Below are 14,202 nucleotides of genomic sequence, written 5' to 3'. Positions count from 1 at the left end.
CACCGACCATGCTCCCTTTTGCCTGCAGAGGGAGCTTACTCGCCTGTCAGACTGCGTCTCAGCCAGTCAAAAGAAACGCGGCCGCTGACTTGGTGAGCCCCCGGAAACAAATCATAAGCCAACCGGTTCTCCGCCCCCTGCTGACGATAGATTTCCTGGAGCTCCCGGACCGCCCGCATGAAGCCGTGCGCCGGAAAGATGGGATCGTCCTGGCCCGATTCAAGAAACAAGGGGCGCGGGGCCAACAGGCCCATCAGCTCAGGAAGCTCCCCATGCGTGAGTATCCCCGGCGTAAAATTGCAGATACAGTGATGCACGGCCATAATGCTTTCCTGGAACGTATTCGGGAAGCCGATCAGCACTGAGGCTCTCAAGCGCTCGTCCAGAGCCGCCGCAGCGAAGGCGATCAGGGATCCCCCGGAGAAGCCGGCGATGCCGATACTGGCCTTGTCCACATCCTCACGCCCCGCAAAATAATCCAGCGCCCCCAGCGTTTCATGAACGCGCAGCCCTGTCAGGGTCTTGCCCAGCATTAGCAGCTGCGTAGACATCCTGTAGCAGGAGCTCGGTGCACCGGGATCTGCCGCCAGATCAGCCTGCATACGGCGCTCGCCGAACCCGATCACATCCGGAGCGATGACAATCATTCCTTTGCCGGCCAGCTGCACGGCAAAATGATGATAGCCGTCCGGCGGGCCGCTGTCTGCTGTCCCGTCCTCGTTTAGACCGCAAATCTGCCTGCTGCCATAACCGTGTCCATGCAGCGCGATAACGCCCGGAAGCTTCCCGGAGGAGCCTTTGGGTACAAGAACATAAGCGCCGAAGGAAAGCCCCGGCACAACTGTCAGCTCCACCCTCTGACGGATATATCCGCCGCAGTCAACCTCTTCCAGCAGAACCTGATTCAAGGACGCAGCGCGTTCGAATTCGCCCAGTGATTCCTGAAGTGAGCGAATAAGCCGCTCCTTATGCTGCCCGCTTGTCTCCCCAATAGCTTCCTCCCGGCGCCGCTCAGTTGCCCGTTCATATAACTCCTTCAAATACCCATCGCCTGTCCACATTTGCATTTCCCCGCTTTCATCATCATGATTTACAGGATTTTCTGCATGGATTTCGTTCAGTCACAAGATGCGAAGCTCTTTATTACCTTTCTCCATGGCCTGCTCCAATCCCTGTTTCGAGACGGCCCAGACTATCGCCTGTTCATCTTTAAGTGAATGCACACCGCTCACCGGAGCCGAAAAACAGGTAATTCATCCGTTTAATAATAGATGTATTTAGCAGGAGCATACGTTATAATATAAGAATTAGCATCTGATGCCCGCAGTTGACTTTGAAAGACAAGACTTGGGATTGGAGATGAAGGTATGACGATTGGTAAAATTGCACGCAGTCTCTCCGTCGGAATTCTCTTTGCTATCTTGGGTATTGCATTGCTGCCGTTTCTGCTTGTTTATAATTGGGCCGATATGTTCGGTCTGATCGATCTGGACTCATCCCCGCTCATGCTGTTTATGGCGAAATGGCTCGGTAATTCCCCGAAAAAAGCATCCGTCCCCCCGGATCAAACCGAACCAACGGATCATTTATAGAACCTCAAACAACGCAGCCCGGGAACGGGCTGCGTTGTTTTTATGTATTCGGCTGCTATAGGAGAGCAAGAGCCGTTTCATCACGTCCATGTATAGTTTTCAGCATTTCCAGTAAACATAAAAAAGACCGTCCGTAGACGGTCTCTTCACCCATGGCGCTTTTTTAAAAATTGATCCGCATCCCGCGCCTTCAACAGTAACGATTAATTGATGCTGCTGAATTGGGTAAGGGATACGTTCAACATGTGATTATGAATGTTGACGCACCTCCTTCCTTTGTGATTAGAGTTTAACACTGGTTCAATCCAATTTCCAGCTTTTTTTTCTTCCAGTTCAGATAAATTTTAATCATTCATGAGGATTCGCGGAATTCGGTTGGCGTCCTGCCGGTTGTTTTCTTGAATACCTGGGTAAAATATTTTGGATCCTGGTAGCCGACCAGAGGCGCCACCTGATACACCAGCACATCAGTATGGAGCAAAATATAATTGGCTTTCTCCACCCGGCATTGGGTCAGATATTCGAGGAAGGTATATTATACCAAGAAATCTGCTTGAACAGCGCGCAAAAATGACTCGTGCTCGTGCTCAAATCCACATACTCCGAAACCTCTTCAATGCCCAAATCTTTATGATAATGGCTTTGAATATAGTTCATTGGTCCTGAATGCCTTTGACTGTAAAATCGTAAGCTTTCTTGATTTGCGGATTCGTATCGGCAATCAACGATTTATCCGCTTTGCTGTAATAAATTTCGCCGTCGAATTGATCGCGGAGCGCGTTGTAGATCAGATCCGTTCCGTCCACGAACGCTTTGCCTGTTTTGGCCGTGAACTGCTTGGCTGTTTCAGCCAGTTTATCCCAGGTATCGTTTAACATGGCAAGATCATTCATGACATGATGAAAAGTCATAGATGTATTCCGGTCATTTGGCAAATAGGGATGGAGCCGTCTAGCTTTGTGCCCAGCACTGGGTTTCAGTCGTAACCGCTTCTCCTGATTTGACCGCCTTTTTTATCATAAGTCCCAGATAGTGATCCTGACAGGCTTCTGCCAGACTGTAGAAATCCGGTCCGCCATCCACATATTCCGCCATACGCGCCAGACAGGCCGCAACTGCAATCTCATCATCCGACAGGCGTCCGGGAATGAATTCATTCCGGTAGACGTAGGTGTCTCCGCATAGAACAGCCTTCAGATGATGGCCCTCCAGATCCCCGCCATGACCCGCGTGCACCCTTCTTAGCTCCGTATGTACGGGAGTACGGTAATCCTGGAGATAACGGACATCGGTATTGTTGATTTCCCCGTGATCTCCGCGAACAAGCACCTGCCGGGAGCGGATCCATGAGAAGTAGAGGTCGCCGGTAAAATCATAGACGCCCAGTTTTCCGCCGAAATCCAATGTTGCGATCGTTTGCTCGGAATCCACCAGACGGTAGGATTCAGGTCCTCCCGCCCGGCCGCGTCCTTCCACAATCGGGGAAGTAAACGACTGTCCGCGGATGACGGCATTCTCGAAGCCGATATCCAGAAATCTCCGGATCAAAACAAGTCCATGGTAATCATGAGCGACCGCTACTTCCGCAAGCGACACCTTGCCCAGCTTGCCCGAACGGACAACCTCCAATCTTGCCGCGTGGTCAGGCTGGTAGGGATACTGCTCCGCAATCTGGATTTTGGCTTTTCCTCCTACTGCCTGATACAAGGAGACAAGGTCCTCCAGCCTGTCAGCCGGGGGCGTTTCGCATAGAGCCGGAACTCCGGCGGCTGCGAGCTCCAGCATGATTTCAGGGGCGATCGTGCGGGGAACGCTTACAACAACAAATGCCGGTGCCGTCCGTCTGAGCATATCCTGGATGGTGCGGAAGGTCGGGACCTGCCACTGCCGCTCCAATTCCCGGCCTTTCTCTTCGCTGCGGACAACAATTCCTGCAACCTGGAAGCGCTCCGGCAGCTCTGCCGCAATCCGCAGAAAAAACTCCGCACGCCAGCCGCCGCCGATTATACCGAATGGGGTTATACTCATAGAAACCTCCCGTTTATATTCAAGATGATTACGATTTGCAAAAAAGGCAGGATTCAATTTCGTCTATGAATCGGATTGCCTTTCTTATCCTATCATAGCACAGGAAGATGCGATGTTCGCGCAACATCGGCTCCTCGGCCAGAAAAAAGAACCCTTGATCGCTCAAGGGCTCTTGATGTCCAGCAGCTGCAGCAGTTCTAACCCGATTTCTCCGAGTTCTCCGTTTTCCCCACATCCAGCACATCCAGCAGAAACATGAAGATCGGAATCCCGATAATCAATCCCCATATGCCCATGTAATGCTGGGAGAAAATAAGAATGATAAACGTATAGAACATAGGCAGCTTTGTCTTGTGGGCGTACAGTCTGGGATTCAGAAAATACGTTTCCAGCGAGTGGATAATCAAAATCAGCAGAATGGCCCACAGCACCAGCGAGAATCCTCCGATCTGATAGCCGATGATGCCGATGGGAATGAAAGAAATAATGACTCCTGCCACGGGAATCAGGCTCAGCAGGAACACCATGACCGTCAACGCGAACAAATACGGGAAACCCAAAATCCATAGACCGATCATGGTCAGAACCGTATTGAACAAAGCAATCAGCAGCTGCACTTCGATAACCTTGCCGAAAGAAGAAACGAATTTCGTACCGAAGTAATCAAACTCTCTGTAGATCCAGCCTATTTTGCTGTTCTCCAATTTCATTGTAAACTGAACAACCTTGTTTTTTTGCAGCAGATAGAAGAAACTGAGCAGGATGACGAACAAAATAATCTCCAGCCATTTTCCCAGCTTCATTATGTAATCGACTGCACTGCCCAGATATTTCTGATAGTCCACCTTCTCAAGCGCACTGTTTAATTGCTGGACCACCTCATCATTTTGCGAACTGCTCAGGAACTTGGAAATGTTGTTGATCATGTCCACGACCTGACTTACGATTTTGGGCGCATAGTTGAATATCCCGTACACCAGAGAAGATACCAGCAGCACATAAAGCGCCACGTTCACAACTATAGGGGAAACAGGGAAAAGGCGGTTGAGCTTCCTCGTTACGATGCCCTCCAATCTCCCCATAACGAATGTTACCAGGAAGAGCAGAAGCAGCAGGTTAAGCATGTGGCGGAGACTGTACAGCAGCAGCAGGGCCAGCAGAAGAAACACAATTCTCCTGGCAGAAGGCTGGGCAAAAAATTTGCGCAATGATTCCATTAGCTTCCCTCGTTTAATTTGATCTAATTTCACCCAACATTATACGGATAATCAGTCGAAGCGTTTCATTTGTTTAGACAAAAAAAGCAACTTTTAATGCTACAAGAAACAGCGTATCCGACTTTGGAAGAAGATTCAAGTGGAACAAAGAGAAAGCGTTTCAAAACTGCTCTTTAGGGCCCTGCGTCTCCCCTTTTGTAAACATTTATGTTAACCCCCTGATTGAATCCGCAACTATCAAATGTTATATTCGGGAGGGGCACGGCGCCCACACTGAAATTTAATGGAGGAGTCCTCATATGTGCATCCATTACATGCGGATCAGGTAAGCTTGGCATTCTATCACAGGCTCAACCATTTTTTTAAAGACGAATGGCTTGAGTTTATTTGTGTATGGTTCGTAGTTTCCTAATACAAATGAATGAGGTGTATATGGATATGATAGACAATCCCAATATCAACGATTTACTTGATCAGGCAAGCCGCTGCGGACTTCAGCTGGACCCTGCGAGTGCGAAGATCAACGAAGCAGGACTCGATTTCCAGGCTATGTTTGCCGATACGGCGGATGGAGTGCCTTGGGTCATACGCAGGCCAAGACGGCTTGATGTCATAGATTCCGCGGATTATGAGAGCAAGGTGCTGCATCTGATCCGCAATAAGCTTCCGGTACAGGTGCCGGATTGGAAAGTGCACACAGCGGACCTGATTGCATATCCCATGCTGGAGGGAGTTCCCGCTGCGAGCATCAATGCCCAGACCAAAAGCTACGATTGGGTTATCAACCCGCAATCCCTCTCTGCTGTTTTCGTCCAATCCCTGGCCGCGGCAATGGCAGCCCTTCACAGGATCAACCATGAAGAAGCCGCAAGCGCAGGCATCCGTGTCCTGCAGCCTGACGAAGCACGCCGGACCCTTTCAATCAGAATGGACAGAGTCAAAGCCAATTTTGGCGTTTCCCACGCCTTATGGCAGCGCTGGCAAGCCTGGACCAGCGACGACTCGTTCTGGCCGGAGCATTCGTCGCTGGTCCATGGCGACCTGCACCCCGGGCATATCCTCATAAACCCGGATGAAAAAGTAACCGGACTGCTGGATTGGACCGAGGCGGAGGTTGCGGACCCTGCCGCTGATTTCGCCATTTACTGCGCATGCTTCGGCGAGCCGGCCCTGGCGGATCTGATTGAGCATTACCGGACTGCCGGCGGCCGGGTATGGCCAAGAATGCAGGAGCACATTGTCGAGACGCTGGCGGCCTATCCTGTTCTTATCGCGCTTTTTGCCTTGAAGTCGGGACTGCCGGATTATATGGAGATGGCGCGCGGCGCTCTCGGCGTGGATGAGAACGGAGAAGATCTCCCCGCACAGTAAACAATGATAAAAAAGCATTCGCAGCCCGGGAGTGGATAGCCCTGTATGATTCCAATATTCAGCCCGTCAACGGATATACGATCGAGGAGCGTCTTGCTCAGTACACCGAGCATGAATGGCATATGCACGATGCGCTGGAAATCAGCATTCCACTGGACGATGCCATGAAATATCCGCTTGGCAATGATATGTACAACGCCGTTCCCGGAGATGTATTCCTGCTCCGGCCGTTCGAGCCGCACTGGAATCTGATTCAGGAGGAAGGCAAGCCTGGACGCTGGATTATGCTGCTTTTCTCACCATCGATTGTCGGCCCTATGCCCGGCGGCTACAGCCTGCTCACTCCTTTCTACACCAAGGATGTCTCGCCTCTTATCCCTGCTGCTTCTCCATATGCCCAGTCTGTCTGCCGGCTCGTCATGGAGGCCATGGAAGAGCGGCGCAGGGCGCTGCTGGGATGGGAGCTTCAGCATTACGGCCTGCTGGTGCAGATTCTTGTGCACGTCCACCGATATTTCCGGGAGCAGATGGCTGAAAACACCGTGGATGCGGCAGCATTCTCCGGTATTATCGATGCCGTTGAGTATATGATGGAGCATTGGTCCGAGGAGATCAATATGGATGAGCTGATCGGGCGCTCACAGCTGAAGAAAACCTGGTTTTATACCAAATTCAAGGAGGTTACCGGCCTTACGCCGCTGGCCTTTACCGTCAGGCTCCGTCTGCAGTATGCCAGCCGGCAGCTGCGGGGCACGAATGAATCCATTACCGATATTGCCCTGACCTGCGGCTTCGGCTCTTCCAGCTATTTCAATAAAGTGTTCCGGGATTTCCGGGGGATGACACCCGGCGAATACAGGAAGCAGTAAGCTTATATCTTTTTAAAATCGGGGGCCCATGCGCAATTGCGCATGGGCCTCTCATAGATCCGGACCTGTTACTGTTCCGGTTTGGCAAGGAGCAGGATTGTCTTCTTGGGACTTGCTTCAAAGAACCTTTGGCTGACAAGCGGTCCCTTTTCAGAATACGACTCATACTCGATTACACCGACATTTAACATACGGAATTTCTTTCGCATCAGCTGGTAGAAGGTAGCATCATGTGTGGATATAATGAACTGTTTTTTTGTCTTTGATTGCGGATCGGCAAGCATCCGTATAAGGTCGATTAAGGCAGCGACATTCAGATCATCCATGCTCTGGACGGGATCATCCATCGCTATGAATTCCAGAGGCGACCATTGCTGCCTTAATGCCATTGCCAGGAAGAAGGAAATTGCTGTGGCATTAACCTGGGCTGCGCTAAAAATATAAGCTGGATTGGCCTGTTTGCGCAATTCCGGTATGTCATCTGTCATGACAGTAAGAAACAGACGATTATTGTTATATTTTTTATCCGTATCGTAATCCATTTCCGTAAATAAGGGATGTGAATTGACCCGGACAAAAATCGACCTCATCGTATCGAACATTTGATCCATGACTTTTTCATTCAAATCATTGACTGCTTCCGGCACTTTCTGCATGGCTTCATGTGCTATTTCAATATAGCTGTTCCATTTATTCATTTCGTCGACAGTGTCTGATATCTCTTGCCGCTTACCTGTCATCAGATCTTCCAGGGCTTGAAGCCTGCTGACAGAGGTATCGGTACGATAGGCCTCTTGTATTTGCAGAATCTTCGCTTCCCTCTCATTCAAACGGGATATTCTCTGTTCCTGCTCCTGCGCCATGAACTCCATTTGCTCCTGCAAAGCTTCAAAATCCGGCTCCTGGCCTTCCTCCATATCCAGTCCGGCATCCTTCAGCCTATTCTTGAAAAGAACCTGTTCATCTTGAAGCTTCGCCAATAAAGCTTCACATTCCGCCAACTTTCCAGGCAGTGCTTCCAATTCCATTCCAGGCAATTGGGAAAGCTTTTCTTCAATGGCCGCGTGCAGGGTCTGATATATTTTATCCAATTCCTCCTGTACGGTCGGGTTCCCCGTTTCCAAGCCAAATTCACGCAGACGATTTCTAAATTCTTCATAGGACTGATCCATGATGTCCATTTCTTTCTGGTACAAATCTATTTGCTTAAGCGTTCTCAAATGAAACTGTCTGCTCTTTAACAGCTGTTCATCTTTTTGTTCAAGAAAATGTTCGGCTGCGCCCAAGGATAGTTGGAAATCGTCCTTAGCGATCATAAGAGAAGCTTCCTTGGCCTTAAGTTCATCATGTGCCTGTGACACTTCTTCTTCAGTCGCGGCCAATCCGGGATGAATGTCATTTCTCTTCTTTTCCACATACGACAGCAAGTGTTCCGCATCGACACTTTGGGTTCCGCATGCAGGACATTCGTGTGTGTCTGGACGAATAGAAGCATATTCAAAAACATGTTGCAGTAATTGCCTGTATTGTTCCTCCCGCATTTCGAGCTGGTGAGCGGTGTTTTGACATCGTTGATAATGATCATGCGCATCTTGAACCATTTGGGCTTGCTCGGTTCGAACATGATGTGAATCTTCAACTTGTCTGATGACGTCAAGAAAAGAAATCCTGAGCTCTGAATCTAAATGATTGACTTCCCTTAAAAATGAAAGCTGCAAGGAAGAGTAGCGTTCGTCTTGTTCTCTGGCATCCTCAAGCGCCTTTCGAAAATGATCCCGCGCCAGCTCTAATTGTTCTGACTCTTTTTTCTCTTCTTCCACTTTCCTTGAAAGCTTCTGCATGAGCAAAATTATATTTTGTTTGGTTTCCTCTGAATTCTGGAATCTCTCGAGCTCATTGACAAGTCGAGCCAACCGTTTGAGTGTTCTGTCCATTCCTCGTAATAACTCCAAATTCGCCATTTTCCAGGAGACATTCCTGTAATCAGGTTCATTTTTCTTCCAGGAAAGCAAAGCCGCTTCCGCCAACTCCAGGTTTCTTTTTTCTTTTTGTCTTATACGCTCCCGTTCAACTTCCGATGAGCCTAGATGGCGGACCAGCTGCTTCATGATTTCCGGGAAGCGGGTACCATCTTCCAGCTTCCAATCACAGCCATATTCATGGGCATAATGACTCAACATGGCCGATACATTTTTTCTTGTGCCCGACCCTTCATCCAACCGGATTTCTTCCCTGAGACGATTGTATTCCTGCTCCATGATCCCAAGCTGTTGGTCTATAGCGGCTTTTCGGCCTTTGGCCTCTGTATGACGCTGTTCAAGCCGTTTTTTCGTCTCATGAAACAATTGCCTATAACGCTGAAACTGATCGGTTCCAAAGAGAGCTGAAACGGAATCATAGCGCTCATTTTCTTTCATCCCCCGCAAAATGCCGTTCATTCTTTCCTGACACAGCAGATGAGTTAAAAATAATGACTTGTTCAAATCCACATGTTTCTGCCAATCCTCGTTGATCAACAGGGAATGCAGCTGGTTTTCAGCTTGATTATCAGCAATCCGGATACCATTAATAAAGATTTGCAGTTTACTGGACATACTGTCCGTTTTTGAACCGGATTCGGCTGTTCCCGTTCGGGTAATTTGAATATGCCGGTTTTCCCGGTCCCTAAGTTCGATTGTGACGGATGGTTTGGTCTCGCCAGAGAAGTGGTTTCCGATAAATCGATATTGTTTACGTTATGTATCATCCTCAAATCTGTAAATTCTTCCTGTCAATCCCCATTCAATCGCATCAAAAAACGAGGTTTTTCCGAAGCCGTTCGGACCATAGAGCACAATTACATCCGCGCTTGGAAAGATGAATGTCCGCTTTTCCTGAACTCCCCTGAATGCTTCCATGGCAAGGGCTTCAATTCTCATGATTCATCCCCTCCGCTTGGCCTCGTGAAAATAAGGAAAGCATATCTTCCACACTCTTCGCTCCTTTTGTAAAAAATAATTCTCCCAGTTGGTTCCTCGCCCCTTCACTTAAGCGATCCTTCAGTTCCTTAAGGAACTGTCCGTCGTTAAACAGCAGCCCATTGCCCGTATTGTCCTTCCCGGAAGGCAGATCAAACCGCAGCGGAAGCTTCTCGCTCAACTTGCTCATATCCGAACGGGTGAGAACGATCTTGCGAAAATAAAACCGGTTATTCTCAATCAGCCTCTTCAGCTCGCTGCTGATCTTATCCTGATTGACGAAAATAATCAGATACATGTCCCAGCGCAAATCGTCCAGCTCAAGCGGCAGCCGGTTTTGAATATTATGCGCCAGCTGATGCGCCGCCCGCTCCCAATGCTGTTCCATCTCCATTTCGTTCGGGTAGGAGGCAACGGCCATTAATTGCAGGGATGAAAAAAACAAGGCCTTAATATGACGCACTTCCAGTTCTTGAAGCCTCGTAAAACCGGGATGCTCTTCCAGAAAGCTGAAAAGTTGTTGTTCCATTCTCTTAGATCACCTTCCTTAGCCGCTCGCAGATCTCCGTAAAAGAAGTTTCATTTCTTGCCTGACGGATACATGACGCGCAGCTTATGCTCACTTCTTTGGCAAGATAATTGGGCTCAAGTCCCTGGAATACGGAAAGATTCTCTGTTCGTCCGAATTGCACCAGGATCTTACTGAAATCGGCTTTCCTGCCTTTGCAATGCTCGCAAATATTTTCTTCATTTTGAGGAATCATCGACTCCGCATTGACATTCTCCAGAATGAAGCGATGCGGAAAAATATCGCTTTGGCCCGGATGCATGAGAAACTGGCGGAAAGCCCCGTTGTACAGCTTGGACAAGAACCCGATTATGATCTCCGGCATCGTTTCTTTGTGCACCGAGTAGAGGAGGCGAACCCAGTAATGATCGTCGATCCGCAAATTAGGGAGTTGAAACAGATCATCAGGAGCGATGAAGTTCCAATTGGGATAGACCACATTAATTAAAGTCAGCAGCTCCCATAACTCCTGCAGACCCGAACCTTCCGTCTTCCTGTTTTGCGTCGAATAGCGGTAATGCGTCATGAATTTCTCAAGCCCAGTCTCATTCATGCCCTTAAGCTTCTGCAGCACCTGATCCATCGAATGGAGAAGCTGATCCTGCGCATCCCTGGAGAATCGCTCAATAAATTGAACTCTCAAGGTTTGACCGCATTGCTCGAACTGCCTGATCAACTGACGGGAATTGTCCGGCTGGACCGGCGCAGCAGCTGCATGGGAATCCGGCCGCATCGCTCTGACAGTTAAATCGCTTACATAAAACTGCCGCGGATCGACCGTGCTGCTCACATCGAGAATCAAATCTTTCAACAACTCATAATTGGTGGAGTCGATTCCTGCAGACAGATCCAGCACGGTTCCATGATCGCCCGGGAGAGTCTTCATCTCGTTATAGGTGTGCGCTCTTCCCGTATGCGGCACAGCGCTTTCCTTGACCACAAACGGATCCTTGTCTCCAAAGCAGTAGTTAAACATCATTTGCTGCCGCAATGGATCCTGATGCTCCGAATAGGCACGGATCATGTCATCCAGAAATCCGCAGTTCGGCTCCAGCTGGACGATTTGATTATGCTTGTGCACGGGTTTAATCAGCTTGTGAAAATCTGCCATGCTCGAACCGTTAAAGGGAGTCGCATAGCTTATGTACCCGCCGATTCGATTTACGTTTTTGTGATTTTCAAACTCGTTCAGGATATACCTCATGCCGACCAGCCCTCCCATGCTGTGACCGGCGATAACAATCTTCTGATAGGACTTGAATCTGCCCGTGCTCAATTTGGTCTTGAGGTGCTGTGCCAGGTCTCCGACAGCAATCACATTGTTTTTCCGGACCGTAATGTTTCTTCCCATTATGCTGTATGTTCCCGAGATTCCGAATAACCCGCTTATCAAATGCGCCGTTTCATACTTGACAATACCGACATCTGCTTCTTCCAAACCTGGATCAGCAAGAAGCTGATTTCTCCAGTCACACCCCGGCTTGACCCAGGTATCCGGAGCACCTAATCCATGGATGAGAAGAACCAATACACGCCCTTGTTTATTTGCATTTCTGCAGAACAATTCTATATTTAAAGACATCCGGCATGCCTCCATTCTATACCTCTCTATTCTACTTTAACTATCAGATATTTCCAATAGAGGGAGCCAGCCCACAGGCATTAAAAAGCCGCCATTTGATTAAAATGGCGACTGTTAGTGATTATTATCGGAGCCCATTGTCAATGCCAAGCGCAAAAAGAGGCTGACCCGCGTCCAATGACGCCAGGTCAGCCTCTTTTTTCCACTGCCTTTATTTGCGGTATCCCGACAATAGCTCCCGATCCTCGAGCAGCTTGCCCGTTTTCGCGTAGCGGCAGGTCGCCGACGCCACCTGAAAGGCATAAGCCCGTCGTGGCTTGTCGGTGTGGTTCTGTTTGCTGTGATGCAGGGTTTCCCTATGGAAAAAAACCGCATCTCCAGGCAGCATGGGCTTGCAGGGCATGCCGTTCTCCGGATCTGCCGCTCGCCTGTGCGCGCCTTCCGCATTCAGATTCGGCTGCCGTCCCTTCAGATGGGAGCCAGGCGCAAGCCACAAACCGGCATTTTCCTGCGTAATGGAATCAAGTGCGATGAACCCGTTAAACATATGGCCCAAAATATGCGTGTACTGGTTGTCCTGATGCCATTCCAGCCCGCTGCCATGCGGTGCGACCACCGCGTACATGCCCATCCATAACCTGACTTGATCCCCTACAATTCTTTCGAATATGCGGACTATATCAGGTTCGGTCAGAAATTCCGTTGTTCGCGGATATTCGCCCTGCTCCTTTGCAATATTCGTAATGCCTTTACTCTTCCATTGCCCGTCGCCTTTGGCATGGGCGAACTCCGCATTCTCCGCATTGATCGCATCCACAGTTTCCTGCGTGATAAAGCCGGGCGCATAGAAGTAGCCCTCGCGGTAGAACTGCTCGACCATTTCTTCTGTAAGCGTAAAATTCGTTACATTGGACATCCGATATTCAACTCCCGCTGCTTGGAATATCTTTATTTTACAAAGACCCGACTTCCTTTTCTTTCGATCGCGGCATCGGATAATAGCAATTTTGTTCACTATGCTCCATTAATTCCGGTGAAATAGACTGGCTGCGCATACGTAAAACGTCTTCCGATACCCGCAAGTACGAAACTGACGCAGGGACGGTTACAGCTTCACGGGCCGCCCTGTCTCCGCGCTCTCGTTGGACGCTTCGATAAACCGGATCAGCTCCAGCGATTCTTCAATCGGGATAGGCGCGACGCCCGTCTGAAACATCTCCATTACCCGCTCCAGCAGGCTGGCATAATACGGTTTGGGATGCGCGCTCACATCCGCATAGTGAATACAGTTCTCGCGGTGAATTGTCGCACCGAAGCGGTAATTCCCCTTCCGGTTGCCGCGCACCGTCCCGATTCTGCCATCCTGCCATATCCCCACGGCAAGATCATAGTCGGCGTTGGAGCGTGTGTTCACCTCCACACATCCCGGTCCCATCGCGGCATAGAGCATTTCGACGGAATGTATCCCGTACGTGAACAACCCCGGCATAACCTCTTCAAGCGGTGTCGGACCGAAGCAGTCCACCCCGATAATCGGACCGTCCGCTTCTTTTGCCGCCTCAAGCGCTTCAGTCAGGCCTGCTGCATAACGCAGCGAGGAGCAGCTCATCAGCGGCACATTATGCTGCCTGGCCAACCGGACGATCTCTTTGGCGTCAGCAACCGTCGTGGCAAAAGGCTTGTCGACAAATACCGGCTTGCCATAAGGGGCGATACGCCGGAAAAGCTCCAGATGCGCGCGCCCGTCGACCGACTCCAGCAGAATCCCATCAGACCTCTCGGCAACCGCTTCCGGCGAATCGACGATAGCCACTCCGAACTGATCGCGCAGCTGATTCGTATACGCGTCCACGCGGGAGAAGCTGGAATGCATATCGGCGGAGCCGCCGGGATAACCGGCAACCACTTTGCCGCCCGGGACATGCCAGGGATGATCCTTCTGATTGAGCAGCTCCGAGAACACAATGACGTGAGAAGTGTCCAGACTGATCATGCCAAGCTTGATTTCACTCATAGGA

The 14,202-nt window shown here is 49.8% G+C and carries 13 protein-coding genes and 1 pseudogene; 3 read left to right on the top strand and 11 right to left on the bottom strand.

Going from position 1 to position 14,202, the window contains the following annotated elements; genetic code table 11:
- Positions 1 to 35 precede the first annotated feature (35 nt).
- Complete coding sequence (locus AC0YNV_RS00460; protein WP_475764949.1) at positions 36 to 1,061, bottom strand: dienelactone hydrolase family protein; 1,026 nt, start codon at positions 1,059 to 1,061, stop codon at positions 36 to 38.
- A 306-nt stretch (positions 1,062 to 1,367) separates the two neighbouring features.
- On the opposite strand from AC0YNV_RS00460, the gene AC0YNV_RS00455 reads away from it, so the two are divergent.
- Positions 1,368 to 1,592 (top strand): hypothetical protein, encoded by a 225-nt coding sequence (locus AC0YNV_RS00455; RefSeq protein ID WP_475764947.1) that lies wholly within the window; start codon positions 1,368 to 1,370, stop codon positions 1,590 to 1,592.
- 352 nt (positions 1,593 to 1,944) lie between these two features.
- Here AC0YNV_RS00455 and AC0YNV_RS00450 read toward each other — a convergent pair.
- The 4 genes and pseudogenes from AC0YNV_RS00450 to AC0YNV_RS00435 form a co-directional block, all read right to left on the bottom strand.
- Positions 1,945 to 2,243: pseudogene (locus AC0YNV_RS00450) on the bottom strand (helix-turn-helix transcriptional regulator); the annotation flags it as partial.
- Positions 2,244 to 2,245: 2 nt separating this feature from the next.
- Positions 2,246 to 2,503 (bottom strand): hypothetical protein, encoded by a 258-nt coding sequence (locus AC0YNV_RS00445; RefSeq protein WP_475764945.1) that lies wholly within the window; start codon positions 2,501 to 2,503, stop codon positions 2,246 to 2,248.
- A 40-nt stretch (positions 2,504 to 2,543) separates the two neighbouring features.
- Complete coding sequence (locus AC0YNV_RS00440; protein WP_475764943.1) at positions 2,544 to 3,620, bottom strand: Gfo/Idh/MocA family protein; 1,077 nt, start codon at positions 3,618 to 3,620, stop codon at positions 2,544 to 2,546.
- Positions 3,621 to 3,817: 197 nt separating this feature from the next.
- Complete coding sequence (locus AC0YNV_RS00435; protein WP_475764941.1) at positions 3,818 to 4,837, bottom strand: AI-2E family transporter; 1,020 nt, start codon at positions 4,835 to 4,837, stop codon at positions 3,818 to 3,820.
- A gap of 432 nt (positions 4,838 to 5,269) precedes the next feature.
- On the opposite strand from AC0YNV_RS00435, the gene AC0YNV_RS00430 reads away from it, so the two are divergent.
- Positions 5,270 to 6,208, top strand: a complete 939-nt coding sequence (locus AC0YNV_RS00430; RefSeq protein WP_475764939.1) for a macrolide 2'-phosphotransferase — start codon at positions 5,270 to 5,272, stop codon at positions 6,206 to 6,208.
- A 35-nt stretch (positions 6,209 to 6,243) separates the two neighbouring features.
- Positions 6,244 to 7,077: a helix-turn-helix transcriptional regulator gene (locus AC0YNV_RS00425; protein WP_475767241.1), complete on the top strand. Its 834-nt coding sequence runs from the start codon at positions 6,244 to 6,246 to the stop codon at positions 7,075 to 7,077.
- A gap of 68 nt (positions 7,078 to 7,145) precedes the next feature.
- Here the strand turns inward: AC0YNV_RS00425 and AC0YNV_RS00420 are convergent, their stop codons facing one another.
- The 6 genes from AC0YNV_RS00420 to AC0YNV_RS00395 form a co-directional block, all read right to left on the bottom strand.
- Positions 7,146 to 9,671 (bottom strand): hypothetical protein, encoded by a 2,526-nt coding sequence (locus AC0YNV_RS00420; RefSeq protein ID WP_475764937.1) that lies wholly within the window; start codon positions 9,669 to 9,671, stop codon positions 7,146 to 7,148.
- A 141-nt stretch (positions 9,672 to 9,812) separates the two neighbouring features.
- Complete coding sequence (locus AC0YNV_RS00415) at positions 9,813 to 9,995, bottom strand: AAA family ATPase (protein WP_475764936.1); 183 nt, start codon at positions 9,993 to 9,995, stop codon at positions 9,813 to 9,815.
- On the bottom strand, positions 9,985 to 10,563 hold the full coding sequence (locus AC0YNV_RS00410) for an ABC-three component system middle component 1 (RefSeq protein WP_475764934.1): 579 nt from the start codon (positions 10,561 to 10,563) through the stop codon (positions 9,985 to 9,987). The genes AC0YNV_RS00415 and AC0YNV_RS00410 overlap by 11 nt, the downstream gene beginning before the upstream one ends.
- Before the next feature lie 4 nt (positions 10,564 to 10,567).
- Positions 10,568 to 12,184, bottom strand: coding sequence for an ABC-three component system protein (locus AC0YNV_RS00405; RefSeq protein WP_475764932.1), 1,617 nt, complete (start codon positions 12,182 to 12,184; stop codon positions 10,568 to 10,570).
- 211 nt (positions 12,185 to 12,395) lie between these two features.
- Positions 12,396 to 13,100, bottom strand: coding sequence for a phytanoyl-CoA dioxygenase family protein (locus AC0YNV_RS00400; RefSeq protein WP_475764930.1), 705 nt, complete (start codon positions 13,098 to 13,100; stop codon positions 12,396 to 12,398).
- Positions 13,101 to 13,289: 189 nt separating this feature from the next.
- A complete protein-coding gene (locus AC0YNV_RS00395; protein WP_475764928.1) occupies positions 13,290 to 14,198 on the bottom strand; it encodes a Gfo/Idh/MocA family protein in 909 nt (302 codons plus the stop codon).
- Positions 14,199 to 14,202: the final 4 nt, after the last annotated feature.

It is taken from the genome of Paenibacillus sp. JT31N11 (assembly GCF_056269285.1).
This window is presented reverse-complemented; position numbering and strand designations above follow the sequence as displayed.

Coding starts and splice junctions, on each gene's coding strand:
- AC0YNV_RS00460 (WP_475764949.1), bottom strand. CDS start 1,061: ATGTGGACAGGCGATGGGTATTTGAAGGAGTTATATGAACGGGCAACT.
- AC0YNV_RS00455 (WP_475764947.1), top strand. CDS start 1,368: ATGACGATTGGTAAAATTGCACGCAGTCTCTCCGTCGGAATTCTCTTT.
- AC0YNV_RS00445 (WP_475764945.1), bottom strand. CDS start 2,503: ATGACTTTTCATCATGTCATGAATGATCTTGCCATGTTAAACGATACC.
- AC0YNV_RS00440 (WP_475764943.1), bottom strand. CDS start 3,620: ATGAGTATAACCCCATTCGGTATAATCGGCGGCGGCTGGCGTGCGGAG.
- AC0YNV_RS00435 (WP_475764941.1), bottom strand. CDS start 4,837: ATGGAATCATTGCGCAAATTTTTTGCCCAGCCTTCTGCCAGGAGAATT.
- AC0YNV_RS00430 (WP_475764939.1), top strand. CDS start 5,270: ATGGATATGATAGACAATCCCAATATCAACGATTTACTTGATCAGGCA.
- AC0YNV_RS00420 (WP_475764937.1), bottom strand. CDS start 9,671: ATGTCCAGTAAACTGCAAATCTTTATTAATGGTATCCGGATTGCTGAT.
- AC0YNV_RS00415 (WP_475764936.1), bottom strand. CDS start 9,995: ATGAGAATTGAAGCCCTTGCCATGGAAGCATTCAGGGGAGTTCAGGAA.
- AC0YNV_RS00410 (WP_475764934.1), bottom strand. CDS start 10,563: ATGGAACAACAACTTTTCAGCTTTCTGGAAGAGCATCCCGGTTTTACG.
- AC0YNV_RS00405 (WP_475764932.1), bottom strand. CDS start 12,184: ATGTCTTTAAATATAGAATTGTTCTGCAGAAATGCAAATAAACAAGGG.
- AC0YNV_RS00400 (WP_475764930.1), bottom strand. CDS start 13,100: ATGTCCAATGTAACGAATTTTACGCTTACAGAAGAAATGGTCGAGCAG.
- AC0YNV_RS00395 (WP_475764928.1), bottom strand. CDS start 14,198: ATGAGTGAAATCAAGCTTGGCATGATCAGTCTGGACACTTCTCACGTC.